Annotated in this window: 15 protein-coding genes and 1 pseudogene; 6 read left to right on the top strand and 10 right to left on the bottom strand. The window is 40.0% G+C overall.

The features are described 5' to 3' along the window. Positions 1-117 precede the first annotated feature (117 nt). Positions 118-822 (bottom strand): DnaA regulatory inactivator Hda, encoded by a 705-nt coding sequence (hda, locus tag FTU83_RS07365; protein WP_078190380.1) that lies wholly within the window; start codon positions 820-822, stop codon positions 118-120. Between the two features lie 18 nt (positions 823-840). After that, positions 841-2,058, bottom strand: a complete 1,218-nt coding sequence (cxpE, locus tag FTU83_RS07360) for a chloramphenicol efflux transporter CxpE (protein ID WP_180105996.1) — start codon at positions 2,056-2,058, stop codon at positions 841-843. A 134-nt stretch (positions 2,059-2,192) separates the two neighbouring features. Between cxpE and purM the strand changes: the two genes are divergently transcribed. The 3 genes from purM (at position 2,193) to FTU83_RS07345 (ending at position 4,685) form a co-directional block, all read left to right on the top strand. Then, on the top strand, positions 2,193-3,263 hold the full coding sequence (gene purM / locus FTU83_RS07355) for a phosphoribosylformylglycinamidine cyclo-ligase (protein WP_078190382.1): 1,071 nt from the start codon (positions 2,193-2,195) through the stop codon (positions 3,261-3,263). A gap of 9 nt (positions 3,264-3,272) precedes the next feature. Then, the gene (gene purN / locus FTU83_RS07350; protein ID WP_180003308.1) at positions 3,273-3,902 is read left to right on the top strand and encodes a phosphoribosylglycinamide formyltransferase; all 630 of its coding nucleotides are present in this window, start codon (positions 3,273-3,275) and stop codon (positions 3,900-3,902) included. Between the two features lie 345 nt (positions 3,903-4,247). Next, the gene (locus FTU83_RS07345; RefSeq protein ID WP_078192049.1) at positions 4,248-4,685 is read left to right on the top strand and encodes an META domain-containing protein; all 438 of its coding nucleotides are present in this window, start codon (positions 4,248-4,250) and stop codon (positions 4,683-4,685) included. 76 nt (positions 4,686-4,761) lie between these two features. Here the strand turns inward: FTU83_RS07345 and FTU83_RS07340 are convergent, their stop codons facing one another. Together FTU83_RS07340 and sppA are read right to left on the bottom strand one after the other, a co-directional pair. Then, entirely contained in the window at positions 4,762-5,571 is an 810-nt protein-coding gene (locus FTU83_RS07340) for an alpha/beta hydrolase (protein WP_180003310.1), read from the bottom strand. Continuing rightward, a complete protein-coding gene (gene sppA, locus FTU83_RS07335; protein WP_078192397.1) occupies positions 5,568-6,593 on the bottom strand; it encodes a signal peptide peptidase SppA in 1,026 nt (341 codons plus the stop codon). The genes FTU83_RS07340 and sppA overlap by 4 nt, the downstream gene beginning before the upstream one ends. A gap of 127 nt (positions 6,594-6,720) precedes the next feature. Here sppA and FTU83_RS07330 point away from each other — a divergent pair, with 127 nt between their 5' ends. After that, entirely contained in the window at positions 6,721-7,692 is a 972-nt protein-coding gene (locus tag FTU83_RS07330; RefSeq protein ID WP_180003312.1) for a lysophospholipid acyltransferase family protein, read from the top strand. 32 nt (positions 7,693-7,724) lie between these two features. On the opposite strand, the gene FTU83_RS07325 is transcribed toward FTU83_RS07330, so the two are convergent. The 3 genes from FTU83_RS07325 to FTU83_RS07315 all read right to left on the bottom strand — a co-directional run bounded on the left by FTU83_RS07325 (position 7,725) and on the right by FTU83_RS07315 (position 12,201). Beyond that, entirely contained in the window at positions 7,725-10,184 is a 2,460-nt protein-coding gene (locus tag FTU83_RS07325) for a DNA internalization-related competence protein ComEC/Rec2 (protein ID WP_180105995.1), read from the bottom strand. Between the two features lie 105 nt (positions 10,185-10,289). Then, positions 10,290-10,973: a lipoprotein-releasing ABC transporter ATP-binding protein LolD gene (gene lolD, locus FTU83_RS07320; RefSeq protein WP_111883937.1), complete on the bottom strand. Its 684-nt coding sequence runs from the start codon at positions 10,971-10,973 to the stop codon at positions 10,290-10,292. After that, positions 10,966-12,201, bottom strand: a complete 1,236-nt coding sequence (locus FTU83_RS07315; RefSeq protein ID WP_078190389.1) for a lipoprotein-releasing ABC transporter permease subunit — start codon at positions 12,199-12,201, stop codon at positions 10,966-10,968. The genes lolD and FTU83_RS07315 overlap by 8 nt, the downstream gene beginning before the upstream one ends. Before the next feature lie 26 nt (positions 12,202-12,227). Here FTU83_RS07315 and FTU83_RS07310 point away from each other — a divergent pair, with 26 nt between their 5' ends. Further along, complete coding sequence (locus FTU83_RS07310; RefSeq protein WP_078192054.1) at positions 12,228-12,797, top strand: PilZ domain-containing protein; 570 nt, start codon at positions 12,228-12,230, stop codon at positions 12,795-12,797. Positions 12,798-12,804: 7 nt separating this feature from the next. On the opposite strand, the gene FTU83_RS07305 is transcribed toward FTU83_RS07310, so the two are convergent. Continuing rightward, positions 12,805-13,710 carry a DMT family transporter gene (locus tag FTU83_RS07305; RefSeq protein WP_180105994.1) on the bottom strand — a complete coding sequence of 302 codons (906 nt, stop codon included), beginning with the start codon at positions 13,708-13,710 and terminating at the stop codon, positions 12,805-12,807. 5 nt (positions 13,711-13,715) lie between these two features. After that, entirely contained in the window at positions 13,716-14,204 is a 489-nt protein-coding gene (locus FTU83_RS07300; RefSeq protein WP_372491130.1) for a YaiI/YqxD family protein, read from the bottom strand. Positions 14,205-14,470: 266 nt separating this feature from the next. Here FTU83_RS07300 and FTU83_RS07295 point away from each other — a divergent pair, with 266 nt between their 5' ends. After that, complete coding sequence (locus tag FTU83_RS07295) at positions 14,471-15,403, top strand: hypothetical protein (RefSeq protein ID WP_180009976.1); 933 nt, start codon at positions 14,471-14,473, stop codon at positions 15,401-15,403. 319 nt (positions 15,404-15,722) lie between these two features. On the opposite strand, the pseudogene FTU83_RS07290 reads toward FTU83_RS07295, so the two are convergent. Then, positions 15,723-15,832 (bottom strand): annotated as a pseudogene (locus tag FTU83_RS07290) (IS701 family transposase); the annotation flags it as partial.

The following is a 15,832-nucleotide window of genomic DNA, read 5'->3' as shown; positions in this document are numbered from 1 at the left end:
TCCATCTCCTTAAATATTTTTTATCTTTTTATTCTTAAGTTGCACAATCCTTGCAACATTAAAATATTTTTATGTACTTTGTCACAGCTTGAGTAATTACTCAAGAATTTTTATTGCTTACCGATATTCATCAATTAGGGCAAAAATTTGTCTTAAATTGGCATGACTCAATTTGACTTTTTCACCTTTTAACATCTGAATCAGTTGTTCTAAAGAGCGAAGTAAAATAGACGCCTGATGCGGCCCATGTGCCAACAAATAATCCACAATTTGTTGATCCATATGGATGCCACGTCGCGCTAAAACAGAGTTCACGAGCGCTTGACGGTCTGCGTATAAGCTACCATTCGGCACTTTCACACTAACAGCCTGAGTTAATCTAGACTGTAGGTCTGGCAGTTCAAGTTTGAGTTCAATTGGCGCTAGTCGAGATGAAAAGACCAATTGACCACCTTCTTCGTTATTATAGTTAATCAGGTGAAAAACAGCTTTTTGCCAATGTGGAACTCCACTGATGGCTTCAATATCATCTAAAGCCACCAAATCATAGCGATCAAGCGAAGTAATCGCTTCAGTGGGAGCATCGAGCAATTCAAGCAATGAAACTTGAATTGCTGATTTGCCAATTTCTAAATAGGAGTCACATATTGCAGACAGTAAATGGCTTTTTCCTGTGCCAGCTCCACCATAGATATAGAAACGATTCATTAAACCAGCATGTAACTGACGAACACCATCGATTACATGCCCCCAACTCGGCCCAGAAAAATCACTAATTCGGGCATCGAGTTGTGGTTCTATATCTAGCTGCAATTGACGCATATCTATATTTTGGCCTTATCAATCTTTATGTTCTGATCTTTCAATGTTACTCGAAATTTCAGGATCTTGCAGCGAATTTGCAGACTGATTTTTGAGCTCAATATCGACAGCAACTTGATTGGTTTCTATGTTTAAAGTGCCACTTGCAGCATCATTTACGACAAGTACATCATTTCGGTATAAATTACTTTTCTCGTAATTTTCGCGTGCATGACGTAATAAGACCACAATAATCGCTGCAACGGGTAGTGCAATGAGCATTCCGAGGAGTCCTGCCAATTGCGCGCCTGCAAGGACTGCAAATACCACTGCCACAGGAGACAAACCAATTTTGTCGCCTAATAAGAAAGGCTGTAAAATATAACCTTCTATCGCCTGCCCTACCATGAATACCACCAGTACTAAGGCCAAATGCACCCAATCCAAACCGAATTGGAACAGGCAAGCCACAATTGCCGAAATAATACCTACCGCAAAACCCAAATACGGAATAATACTGGCTAGACCCGCAATCATCCCAATGATGATGCCAACCTCAATACCGACTAATTGGAGTCCAACCGCATAAACAACACCCAATAAGAACATTACCAAGAATTGGCCTTTTACAAATGCACCTAAAACTTCATGACATTCGCCCACGATTGTGAGCGTGCTTTTTTCATATTTACGTGGAATAAGTCGACGCATGTTTTCTAACATACGCTCCCAATCTAATAAGAAATAGAAAGCTATGATTGGAATTAAGACAATCGTGCCACCAATCTGTATGAAATTCAGACCCGATTGTGCCACTTTTAACAACATGGCTTGGATACTGTCTGCACTATAGTTGGTTTGAATATACTCCATGATCGCTGCTGACATTTGCTCTGTATCAATTTCCATCGGTACAAGATTAAATGTCTCTGATAACCACGGCAGGAATGTATAGTTGACCCAATGAATATTGCTTGGAATATTGTTTTTCGCATACATCAACTGTTCCCATACCAGTGGTACGAGGAACCACATTGCAAGGAATATAGCGACACCAATTCCAATAAAGACCAAACTGATAGACAACCAGCGCGGCAAGCCAATATTATGTAATTTATCGACTAAAGGGCTAAATAAATATGCAATTAGAAATGCGCCGACAAAAGGAACAACTACAGGCTTTAATAAGTATAAAACCCATATGATCAATGCTATCCCAGCAAGAATAAATATTCGGCGCAAGGTGCGATCACCCATATAAAGTCACCTTTTTTCAATGTAATCGTTATAGAAAGGAAAATATTTTAATAAAGATAACATTTTAGTGCGAAATAGCATAAGAGTTTTGCATATTCAGGTTATAATCCCCGCGCGAATGCGGAGACTTCATTATGAGCAACTCAACTTCTACCCCAAACACTGGTTTAAGCTACAAAGATGCAGGTGTCGACATTGAAGCGGGCGACGCGTTAGTCGATCGTATCAAATCTGTCGCGAAACGTACTGCACGTCCTGAAGTAATGGGCGGCCTAGGCGGCTTCGGCGCTCTTTGTAAAATTCCTAAAGGTTATGAAGAACCTGTTCTCGTATCTGGCACAGATGGTGTTGGTACAAAATTGCGTTTAGCATTGAATTTGAACCGTCATGACACAATTGGTCAAGACTTGGTTGCAATGTGCGTAAACGATCTTCTTGTATGTGGTGCTGAACCACTGTTCTTCCTTGACTACTATGCAACTGGCCACCTCAACGTTGACGTTGCAGCAAATGTTGTGACTGGTATCGGTGCGGGTTGTGAACTTGCAGGTTGTGCATTGGTTGGCGGTGAAACTGCTGAAATGCCAGGTATGTATGAAGGCGAAGACTATGACCTTGCAGGTTTCTGCGTAGGTGTAGTTGAGCAAAGTAAAATTATTGATGGCTCTAAAGTTAAAGCGGGTGACGTTTTAGTTGGTGTTGCATCTTCTGGCGCACACTCAAACGGTTACTCACTTCTTCGTAAAATTTTAGATGTGAAAAACGTTGACCTTACTCAAATCGTTGATGGTCGTCCACTTGCAGATACAGCAATGGAACCAACACGTATTTATGTAAAACCAATTCTTCAGTTATTGAAAGAAGTGGATGTACACGCTATGGCGCACATCACAGGCGGCGGTTTACCGGGTAACTTACCTCGCGTACTGCCAAATGGTGCTCAAGCGGTAGTCAATGAAGCATCTTGGGAATGGCCAGAATTATTCAAACTACTTCAAAAAGAAGGTGGTGTTGAACAATTTGAAATGTACCGCACATTTAACTGTGGCGTAGGTATGGTTCTCGTGGTTGATGCAGCCGATGCTGACAAAACTGTTGAATTACTCAATAGCCTTGGCGAAAAAGCATTCACAATGGGTCACATTGCAGACAATGCTGAATCTGTTGAAGGTGCTGACGAAAAAATCCGTGTAGTTTTCGCATAAGCAACGTTCATGATTAAAATTGCTGTACTTGTTTCAGGCAGCGGATCTAACCTGCAAGCCCTGATCGATGCCAATCTATCAGGTCAAATCGTTGGGGTGATTTCCAATAGACCTGACGCTTTTGCACTGCAACGTGCAAGAAAAGCAAAGATTGCAACTGCAGTCATTGAACATAAGCAATATCCAAGTCGTGAAGCTTTTGATGATGTGATGCATCAACAACTGCTCGACTGGGATGTTGATTTGGTCATTTTGGCAGGCTTTATGCGCATTTTAAGCGCAAAATTTGTCAAAGCATGGGAAGGAAAAATGATTAACATCCACCCTTCTCTGCTGCCAAATTATAAAGGAATGCATACTCATCAACGTGTTTTAAACACCGGTGATGTCTTCCATGGCTGTACAGTTCACTATGTGACTGCAGAGCTGGATGCTGGTCAAGCGCTTGCTCAAGGCGTACTTAAAGTCAATGAGCATGATCATGCTGAAAGTCTGGCAGATCGGGTTCACGTGCTTGAGCATGTGATTTACCCTCAAGTGGCAGAATGGATTTGTAATGGCACCATTCAACACACTGAAAATGGTGTTTTATATCGTGGCGAGCCTTTGCAACAACCTGTTCAATTCTGTAAGTTCTAAGCAACTGTATAACTTAACAATCAACGCATCTTAGGGTGCGTTTTGTTTTTTCAGTGCCAAATAAAACTCTATTTATTACTAAAATCTAAAATCTAAAATCTAAAATCTAAAATCTAAAATCTAAAATCTAAAATCTAAAATCTAAAATCTAAAATCTAAAATCTAAAATCTAAAATCTAAAATCTAAAATCCATTTTTGCAGAATGTTCAACTTTATGATCAATATGTAGTTTTTAGTTAAATTAAAGCTTTTAGCATCATTAAAATAATAAGCTTATATTGCAATTAGTAAACCTTATAAATCTAGAAATATTACATCCTTCAAACAAAAGTGGAGAAAATCACATGTTAAAATCCATCACACTGGCGACTTGTGCATGTATAACACTGGGTATGATTGGTTGTGCTACGACATCAAATCCGGCTACTGATCGTAATTTAGATAAATTACAAAACAAAAATTGGGTTGCGAGTGAAATTCAAGGCGTTAAGCTTGAAGCTGACCCTAACAATTCGAACGTACCCACCATCACTTTCGACGATACTCGTGTAAGTGGTTCTGATGGTTGTAATCGATTCATGGGCGGTTACGCTGTGCAAAACACAAAAATCCAATTTTCAAACCTTGCTACAACACAAAGAGCGTGTTTGACTGCGACAAATATTCCTCAACATTTTTCACAGGCATTGAGCCAAGTTACTCATTATGATGCCTCTAAAGATCATTTGAAATTTTTAGATGCCAACAACAAAGTTGTTTTACAATTTGAAAATGCGAAATAAATCTCAAAAGTAGAATGTTTCATTCATAAAAAAAGCACTCTATAGAGTGCTTTTTTTGTGTTGTCGTTTTTAAGGTTCAATGATGACGCTTAGACAATTTAAGTAAATTTTTAATCAATTCAACAGTTTCCACAGGATGTTCCAAGGGAAACATATGACTCCCCGCAGCAACTTTAAATGGAATCCCAAATTTTTTCTCTACCATTTGTGGAAAGTGCCGAGCTAAAAATGGTCCCTGCTCTGCAATTAACTGCTGTACAGGTACTTGTGGTTGAGCATGAGGTAACCACCACAGTGAAGGATTGGTTCGAAAAATATGAACTTCATCATCACGTGAAATCGTCAACTCCACCCCACCACGCAGTTTATCGTCCATCAAGGCATGATCAATATAAGCTTGATAACAGTCTGGATCGAAATCTTTATAAAAACCTTTCGGCCTTAAAAGCTCTGCTGCTTGTTCACGGCTGTCCCAATGATCACGACGACGCTTCGACAATCCTGCTGGGGACATTTTATCGAGGACTTTAAGTTTGAGGAGTTTTGCGATGTGCAAAGCAAAAGACTCTTTCCCCATGATCATAGGCGGATCAATCATTAACACTTGTTCAAACAATTCTGGGCGTTGTAAAGCAGCCTGAAATGTTAAAACCGAACCTAATGAGTGACCTAATCCAATCACCTTACGACCATTGGCCTGACGTACAATACTGTCAATGACTTGCTGTGTTAAGCTTTTCCAATGGTTATCGATTGGGTAACGCTTATCAGGCCCAAGTAACGGCACATAGATCACATCATATTCATCACTCAGTAAATCAAACAATTTTTGATAAACCCGTGATGGCACGCCATTGGCGTGCGCAAAATGAATTAACGGTTTCATTGTAACTTCGTGCTGTTTTCAGATTGAACCTGTTGTGACAATGCGCTTGCCAAACCTTGACCAAACGAACTTCCCATACGACCTAGTACAGAATCAAACGGACTATTTTCAATGGTGTAGTTCACGGCTTTTTCAGTTTTCAATTCACGTTTCAGGCTATTTAAACTACCTGTACGGTCAGCAATACCTAGCTTCACAGCCTGATCACCCGTCCAAAATAAACCTGAGAAAATAGCTGGATCATTTGATTTTAATTTCTTACCGCGACCTTCCTTCACTGCATTAATGAAATGCGCATGAACATTATCGAGTACACCTTGAACATGTGCTTTTTGTGCTGCATCTACAGGTTGAGTCATGGATAAAATGGCTTTGTTCTCACCCGAAGTCATGGTGCGATCTTCTACACCGAATTTTTGCATCAAACCACTAACACCATAATTCGGCATGATCACGCCAATTGAACCCACTAAACTTGAAGGATTGACAATAATTTCATCTGCGGCAGAAGCAATATAGTACGCACCTGAAGCGCCTGTATCACCAATAATGGCATACAGTTTTTTATCGGTATGGGCTTTTTTCAAGTACTGAATTTCTTGCCAAATTTCATCAGACTGAACAGGTGAACCACCTGGTGAATTAATATTTAAAACAATCGCTTTGCTTTGTTTGTTTTCATAGGCTTTTTTCAAAGCTTTGATAGTATTTGCGCTGTTTACACTTTGCTTGTCCGCTGCAATGGTCCCAATGATATCAACCACGGCAATATGTGAACCCGCTGTTGCTGCAGGATCTGATGATGACATGCTGCAACTTTTTGCCATCGCAATGATAATAAATAGCAAATAAGCAAAGGTTAAAAATTTAAAAAATATACCCCATCTACGTGCTCTACGTTGTTCCTCAACGGAAGAAAGTACGGCTTTTTCTAATATTTTCCATTCATTTCCAGTTGGCTGCTGAATATTGTTTGAAGAACTTTGCTGTTTTTCTTCAGGTTTTGGTGGCCATTCGGACATAAAAAAACCCATTTGATCGTTAATTTGTAGTCATTATATACACGCTAATCGCTATAACTGTCTAATCAATTCATTTTCCCCTATAATTATTTTAAATTTTCTTTCATTTCTTTCAGACTTAAATAAGATGACCGACCAAAATTCACAGGACACCACATATCACCTGTTAAAATTTATCAGCCGTCAACCTATTCAAATTTCAAGATTAATTGCAAAAGGTTTGGCTGGGTTAGTCAATGTTTTAAAAATCTCTAAAACCTACTCTACGATTCAACGCAATCTTAAAATTGCATTGCCTGAATTATCAGAGTCAGCTCGCATTCAACTCACTAAACAAGCGATTCGAAACGAACTTTGTTCTTATTTTGAATTTTTTAACATTTGGGGTGCAAGTACAGAAAAAAATATTCAACGAATTCATCACGTACATGGCGCTGAATATTTACATGAAGCGCTCGCCCTACAAAAAGGCGTTGTACTCGTAGTACCACATTTTGGTACTTGGGAAATCATGAATGCATGGGTTGCGCAGTACACTCAAATGACCATCATGTACAAGCCGGTAAAAAGCGAATCTGCCAACAATTTTGTCCGTGCTGCTCGAAGCCGTGAGCAAGCAATATTGGTTCCTACGGATGAATCAGGTGTACGTCAGATTTTCAAAGCCTTAAAACAAGGTGGGACGACTGTGATCTTGCCAGACCACACCCCCAATGCCGGCGGCGAAATGATTCCATACTTTGGTATTCCACTAAAAACCAGCAACTTAAGTGCAAAACTAATTCAAAAAACCAAAGCACGTGCGCTCTTACTGTACGCCATTCGTAATGATAATCATGGTTTTGATATGCATATCGAACCTATCGATGACAATATTTATCAAGGTAATGCAGATGATGGCTCGATGGTTATCTTTAAAGCAGTGGAAGATTTAATCCATCGTTACCCAGAGCATTATCACTGGAGCTATAAACGCTTTAAAGCCAACCCAAAATTGAGAAATCTATACAATATTAGTGATGAAGAAGCCGCTCAACGCATTCGTGATATTCGTGAGGAATATCAAAGACTTCAAACAATAAAAAATGTGGCAGAATGACATTTTCAAGCAATATACTTGAAGTAGTTTTTCTATTCGGATTCTTTAGATAGCCTGCGATATAGATCGAGCCATTTATACTTTGTCCGCTCTTCAATTAGTTCAATTTGTTGTTTATTTTGCTTGAAATGAATACTTCCACTTTGTGCAGTTTGCAAGAGTGGAATGTCTAATTGTTTGAGCCGTGTTTGGGTCATCTTTGCAGGATGTCCATAACGATTAAAGCGACCTGCGGAAGCAATCGCCAACTTGGGCTTAAAATGGTTTAAAAACGCATAGGATGAACTGTGCCGACTACCATGGTGTCCAAGCACCAAGACATCGACTTTTAGGTCTGGATAATCACTTAACATTTGATATTCCGTCTCCCAACCCGCATCCCCCATCAATAGAAAATGTCGTGGGCCATTGACGCCTTTGACCGTGACATATAGAACACAAGAACGTTCATTGGCATTCCATTGAGCATTTGTCAGATCTTCAGGCTTTGGCGAGAGTATTTCAAAATAGACTTGCTGATCCCAATTCCACTGCTGACCACGCTGACATAAACGCTGTGGAACTTGGTTCGTGGTTTGTACTCGCTCATTACTTGAAAGCTGCCCGATATCAAGCTGTTGCTCCAATGAGAAAAAACCACCGCTATGGTCTTGATCTAAATGAGTCAATAACACCCGATCTAGTCGATGGACACCATTCACACTCAAAAATGGCCGGATGATATTCTGCCCGACACTAAATTGACTTTCATCATAGTTTCCACCGAAGTCCACCATCATATGATGATCTACAGAACGGATATAGATCGCCTGCCCTTGTCCCACATCTAAAATTGAAAGCTGAAAATTTGCTGAATTTTTCCATGGAATAAACAGAGCAAAAAAGGCAATGACCGCCCAATATTTTGGCAAGATTCCTTCAGGTAAAAATAAGATTACTATGGCGAGTATCAACAGTACGATCTGAGTGGACGTCAATGCGACATCGTGCATTTTTGGTGCAAAGAGTCGATCTAAGCCATAGAGAAATACATGTAACACTTCTAAACACAGATCATTGAATAAAAAGACCAAATGCGCCAAAGGTGTAGAAATATAAGAAAGTGCCCCTCCGATGATATCTAAAGGAACCACCACAGCCCCTAACCACGGGATGGCGAATAAATTACTTAATGGGCTAATCCAAGTCACTTGCTTGAAAAAAATCACCATCAATGGAAATAAGGCGACAAAGATTTTCCATTGTGATTCCACCATCAACCACATTGAATGCTTTAACTTTTGCCAAAAACTGACTTCCGCTTGAGCCAGTAAATGCATCCTTAAGGTTTGATATATCCGCAGTAAAATAAAGCATGCGCCATAAGACAACCAAAATGCCGCGGATAAAATACTAAAGGGATCCACGAGCAATAAAATTGCGGCACTAAAAACCAGCAGTTGAAAAGGCTGAATGGTTTGCCGTAACAAAAGCATGCTACTTGCGACAAGGCAGATCGTCAGCGTTCTTAGTGCTGGTATTTCAAAACCGGTAAATGCACAATATAAAAGGACACAGAAGATAAAGGGCACGACCAATACATATTGTTTAGGCCATTTGAGATAAATTTTGGGACAATATTTACGGATACCCAACTGCATCGCCCAACAGAGCATGCTGGCAAAAACCAGTACATGCGGACCAGAGATCGCTAGTAAATGACTCATGCCAAAGCGTTGAAATAATTCACTGGTGCCTTCAGTGAGTAAACTTTTATCACCAGTAAGCAGTGCTAGCAGCAAGCCATGATTTCGTAGTGGTTGTTGATATATAAACGCTCTTAAATATAAACGCTGCTGTTCGACTTTTATTTTGAACTGATGCAACACACCTTGATGTCGTTGATACTGATGACCATAGCCCATTGCAGTCATATGTTGGGGTGGTATCAATTCGACTGACTTCACCTTTAAACTAGCATGTATATTTTGCTGTATGCTCCACCGTTCTTGATCAAATGCACCTTCGGTCACATAACTCTGTGTAGGCCGTAACTCACCATACATGCGATAGTATTGCCCGGGAACTAGCTGGATCGTCTGGTCATTATTTTGCAAAATCGAATTGGGTAAATACGCCATAAAATATTGAATCTGCTGATTCACATTTAGCACTTCGGCTTTTTGATGTATCGCTTGGTCTTTGAGTTGGCTAATTTGTGGGATATACACAATAAACTCGCCTTGTCTGCTCTGATGCTCAACCAATGCCAAACGCTGATCAAGTTGAGTATTGGCGAAACTGAAGCCGAGAACTGCGCCCATGCAAAGATTTGTACTGAGCTGTAAGAATTTCGAAAAGATACTTTTTAGTTTTGGGGAAATACAAAGCTGTAAACCTAGCCAAATCAGAACAATAAAAAGCAACTGAGCTGTCGAAATATGTGGATTCCAAAACGTGAACCCCATAAAAGAAATGCCTAAAATCCAGCCAATACAAAAGCTTTGTAACATGAGTCGTCATTATTTTTATTATGTGCTGGTAATAATAAAGCCCACCGAGGTGAGCTTCAATCAAACAATCTTAATCCACTAATTTTTGCGAAATCAATTTAGCGATTAGTCATCTACCCATAAACCATCTTGCATATGCAAAATCGCATCAGCAGATTGAGCTAAATATTCGTCATGGGTCACGATTAACATGGCCATGTTAAATTCTTTACGCAACTCAGATAGTAACTCAAAAATCTTTACCGCGGTTTTGCGGTCTAAGTTCCCAGTTGGCTCATCAGCCATCATCAACTTAGGTTTTGCTACTAATGCACGAGCCAAAGCCACACGTTGACGTTCACCACCTGAAAGCTCACCGGGCTTGTGCGTCATGCGGTGGGAAAGTCCAACGCGTTCCAAGAGATATTCAGCTTGCTGCTTCACTTCTTTGAAGTTACTCGACTTACGTAACATTAATGGCATCGCCACATTTTCAAAGGCGGTAAATTCAGGTAGCAAGTGATGGAATTGATACACAAAACCTAAATGCTCATTACGAATATAACCACGCTCTGCTTCACCTAAAGTGTCAAAGCGTTGACCATTAATCAACACTTGACCCGATGTTGGACGATCCAAGCCACCCAATACATGCAACAACGTACTTTTACCAGAGCCACTTGACCCCACAATCGAAACAAACTCACCCGCTTTAACTTGTAATGAAAGTCCACGAATCACATCGACTGTAGACTTCCCATCGGTAAAAGATTTGGTAATGTTTTGGGCATCTAAAACTAAATTACTCATAGCGTAGTGCCTCTGCAGGTTGAACTTTAGCTGCACGTAAAGCTGGATAAATAGTCGCGATAAAGCTAAGACCCAATGATAAGGACACAATCACCACAACATCTTGCCATCTTAAATAAGACGGTAAATAGTTGATGAAGTAAGCATCAAACATATTTAAGCCCAGTGTAGTATTTAACCAACCAACTAAATTACTAATACTGGATGCAGCGATAATTCCTAAGATCGCCCCAGACACCGTACCAATCACCCCAATCACTGTACCTTGCACCATGAAGATCCGCGTAATTGTAGCTGGTGAAGCGCCTAGAGTACGCAAAATTGCAATATCAGATTTTTTATCAGTGACCACCATCACCAATGAAGACACGATATTAAATGCTGCAACCAATACGATCAGGAACAGCAATAAACTTACCATTGCCTTTTCCATTTGAATCGCACTAAATAGGTTGCCGTGTGTATAAGTCCAATCTGAAGCATAGAAGTTTGCTGGTAGATCACGCACAATTTCTTGAGAGACTTGTGGTGCTGCAAAAATATCATCCAACTTCATACGGATGCCTTGTGCACCATCTGGCAGTCTTAATAAAGTCGACGCATCGTTCAGGGCCACATAGCCCATCATCGAATCAACTTCCGCACCAATACTGAAAATACCCACAATTTTAAATCGTTTAAAACGCGGAACAACGCCAGCCGGCGAAGGAGTTGCTTCAGGAAGCACTAAGGTCACACTGTCATTCAAGCCTAAACCTAAGGCATCTGTCATTTGCTTGCCAAGGACAATACCAAACTCACCTTTTTTCAGGTTATCGATACTGCCTTCCACCATATGGTCTTGGATAATTGATACCTTTTTTTCATACTGCGGTTCAATCCCACTGACCATAATGCCAGACACTTGACCTTGTGCCGTCAACATTCCCTGTAATTGGGTGAATGGTGCGACCCCTTGAACATGCTCATGCTGCTCAATTTTTTTTGCAAGTTCAGGCCAATTTGTTAAAATTTGTGTTGAAGAAACAGTGGCTTGAGGTATCATTCCTAAGACACGAGTTTTCAGCTCACGATCGAAACCATTCATCACAGATAAAACTGTAATAAGGACTGCCACACCAAGCGTGAGGCCGATCATGGATACCAGAGCAATAAAAGAAATAAAGTGGTTACTGCGCCGAGCGCGAGTGTATCTCAACCCTATATACAGCGAGATTGGTTTAAACATAACCATCTAGTCCGAGGTAATATATTATGGAAAATTTACAGCATCAAAGCGTTCAAACTGAACGCCGTGTAATGTCGCGTATCGATGCTGCTTTGCGCATCAACTATCAGATTATCTCTGATGATGTTGCACTGAATGATCCTTACGATCCTAATTTTGTATTGCCGCGCTATTTTCTACTACTTGCTGAATTAGATCAATTTGATCATGCACTCAACTACGAATTAGAACAATTAGCTGAGAAAGATCAACAAATTGCTCGAATCTTATCCTTATTTAACCAAAAGTTAAACCTTATTACGGGTTCTTTATACGACGCAATTGTACAAAGCATGTTACCAGTGCCTGAGCATGTGAATTTCTCAGAGACTGGTTTGAGCTTTTTTAGCGAACGCGCGATTAAAGAAGGCACTTATATCCATGTGACCTTAAGCCACCCTGAAAATTTCTTCCATATTGCGGCAACAGCACAAGTGGTTTATAGCCGTGAAGAAGAAAGCAACTTATATCGTACGGGTGCCTATTTTATCACGCTGCTCCCTCAAGACCGCGTCAAACTTGCAGAGTGTATCGCACTGACCCAAAACAAAGAGTGATTTTTAATCAATGTTTTAATTTGTGGGCGAGCTCTCTGTTCGCCCGAAAATCTTTATAAAAATAAACAAACAAGCCTGATAATAGAATCACAGCACCAAGTAAAACCATCAATGATAATTTTTCATCATTCAGTAAAGCACCAAAGAGCATAGCAAGCATGGGTGTGAGTACCGTTGTTAAAGACAAAGTTGTCGCCTTGATGTTTTGTACCAGTTTGAAATAACAAAACATTGCAATCAATGAAGCCATAATCACTGCATAAAATAAGCCAATGAGCGCTTTAGTTGAAGGCATCTGTGTCGGTGCATACTGCCATATAAACGGTAGCATCGCGGCAGAAAATAGTGCTGAGATAAGAATCGAACCTGTGGCTTGAGACATGGGCTGCAAAGGTGCATTGACTTTTTTCACCCAAAAAATCGACATACAGTAGACGAATACGCTCATTAACATTAAGACGATGCCAACAGGCTGTACGTGCTGATCACTGCCGCCTAAGCAAATAATGGCTAAACCACAGACGGCAATCAACATCCCCATCCATTGCAAGCGATGCAGATAGGTATGAAAGAAGAAACGACCGATCAGACCCGTCATAATTGGTGCCAAACCAAACATCAGGGCAATAATGCCTGAGCTGAGATAGGCTGTTGCCATATAGGTAAAAATTTGCGAACCAATAAAACTAAATGCCCCGGCCAAATAACTGTGCAGCGAGGTTTTATCCATCGGCAGTTTATGTTTAAAAATAAACAATAATGCAACAGCCAAGGGTAATGCGATAAAAAAGCGTAATGTCAGTGCCCAAAACGCATTGATATCACTGACACTCCAAACGATGGCAAGTGGCGTGGTTGACCAAATAAAGACCAACAACGCATAGGTCGTCGCTAGGTTTGTTTTAGATGCCATGGTTTTTACTTCTGTGCCGTTTTGCGTTTTTGCTTTTGAATGGTTTGATCTAAGCTACTGGAAAATTCGCGCTTATCACGTTCAGAAATCGGGGCTGGACCACCGGTTTGCACACCTGCACCCCGTAAAGTATCCATAAAATCACGTAAGTGTAGACGTGCTTTGACATTTGCTGTGGTATAAATCTCACCGCGTGGATGTATCGCTATACCGCCTCGCTCAATCACTTCAGCAGCAAGTGGAATATCCTGTGTCATCACGATGTCGTGCTCTTTCATGCGCTGAATAATTTCTTTATCCGCTGCATCTGCCCCACTCATGACTTGAATCGAGTTAATCCGCACCGAAGGCGTTATCCCAACATTTTGATTGGCGACAAAAGTGACTTCTAACTGGTAACGATCAGAAGCCCGAATAATCACATCACGTAATATGCGTGGTAACGCATCTGCATCCACCCATAATTTAAATGGCAGCACTGATTTTCCATTCACTTTTAAACATGACTCATAGTAACAAATCTACATGACATTTTGGGGATCTGCATCCGCTGAATGGATCTACATTTCTCTAATCATGAGAATCGAAAAGCTGCAAAATGACTCCAACTTGGGCTTATTTTCCAATGCTTTTACATTTAAATCCTACTGAAAACATTTTTTATGCATGATTTCATGATAAATATGACGTCGGTGACTTGAAAATTTCAAATAACCCTCGATTTATTAATTATGAAACCAACCCAATATCAATTGTGCATATGAAAAAACAAAATAGCCCTGAAATTATCACTATTGAAGATCAAACTTTTGGTAGTCATGTTGAACATTGGAATTTGCTTACAGGCAACCCGACAACGGATGTACCAGTTTGGCTGGGTCAGGCATTAGATGCACCCATTATGCCGATGGGCTTATGCGCACAAGAATCTGATATGGATCAAAGTACCTGGCTGATTCAAGGTCCATCACAAGCGTCGATTCAACTGTGCCAAGTGATTGCGGTAGAAAATAATAAACCTAAAGCCGTTAAAACTGCATTTCCAAGTTTTGATAGCCCATATAAAACCAAAGCCACCATTGAACGTATTATTACCTGTAAATCCAATACACAAGCAGTGCTTTGCCTCGACTTAGGCGCAAATACCAGTGTGTATGCTTTTGATAGTTTATATAGCGTCAATCACGACCAATATGAAAAAGATGCAAGCTACAGTGTGCAACTCAATGCTTGGGCCTATGAACTCGAAGCTGTCGCAGAACATGAACAGCTTGTCGTTGATGATCCTGCATCGATTAAACATCATCGTGCTTTAAACGATATCTTGGCAGCAAATAATGGTGTTGCCCCTGCAGATTTACACGAACAAATTAAAGCATGGCAACCAAAGTCTGAAGATGACAAAGCGCCAGTGACCGTCGATTTTTCTAAAATGGTTGCATACCTATATGGTGAAAATCTTGGCCAAGAAGACGAAGCATGGTTCCAAGGGCATATTGTTGGCAAAACCGCCATGCAATTTAAAGAGCAAGACTACACGCTGTATGATGTGACCTTAATCCACGAAGAAAACCAAGAAGCGGTGATTGTTCGTGTTGCAACACGAAATCCGGCGCATAAAGATTTCAATGTTGGGCAATATATTCGTGGCAACCTGTGGATACAAGCCAATATTTACGCGAAATCTGCCTAATTTGAATTCAAAAAACCTATTTCAAATAAAAAAAACCGCCTCAGTGCGGTTTTTTTTATTTCTCGCTAATCATGTGTAATCGCTGAATATTTAAATGATTGAATATTTTTTATCCACAAGCTAGTCGATTTATTCTATTTTTAAATTCAAATTAAAATAACTTACCCACAATATTAAATTCAAAATAATGCTAATAAATAAATCCATCTGCAAAAGATAAAATATAAAAATCTAATATAAATAAATAAGATAGGAAATTTATGAAACTAAATTTAGCAATTCGGTTGCTTATTTTTAAATGAATAGGACTTACGCACTATCATTTATAGATTCTCTGTGGTAGCAGATGATTTTTATCGAGAATAAAGTCATCAATGAAGTTTTTGATAATTGGTCTAAATAATTTCTTCTGCCAACGATATATATTTT

Source organism: Acinetobacter sp. YH12152 (assembly GCF_013418285.1).
GTDB lineage: Bacteria > Pseudomonadota > Gammaproteobacteria > Pseudomonadales > Moraxellaceae > Acinetobacter > Acinetobacter amyesii.
This window is presented reverse-complemented; position numbering and strand designations above follow the sequence as displayed.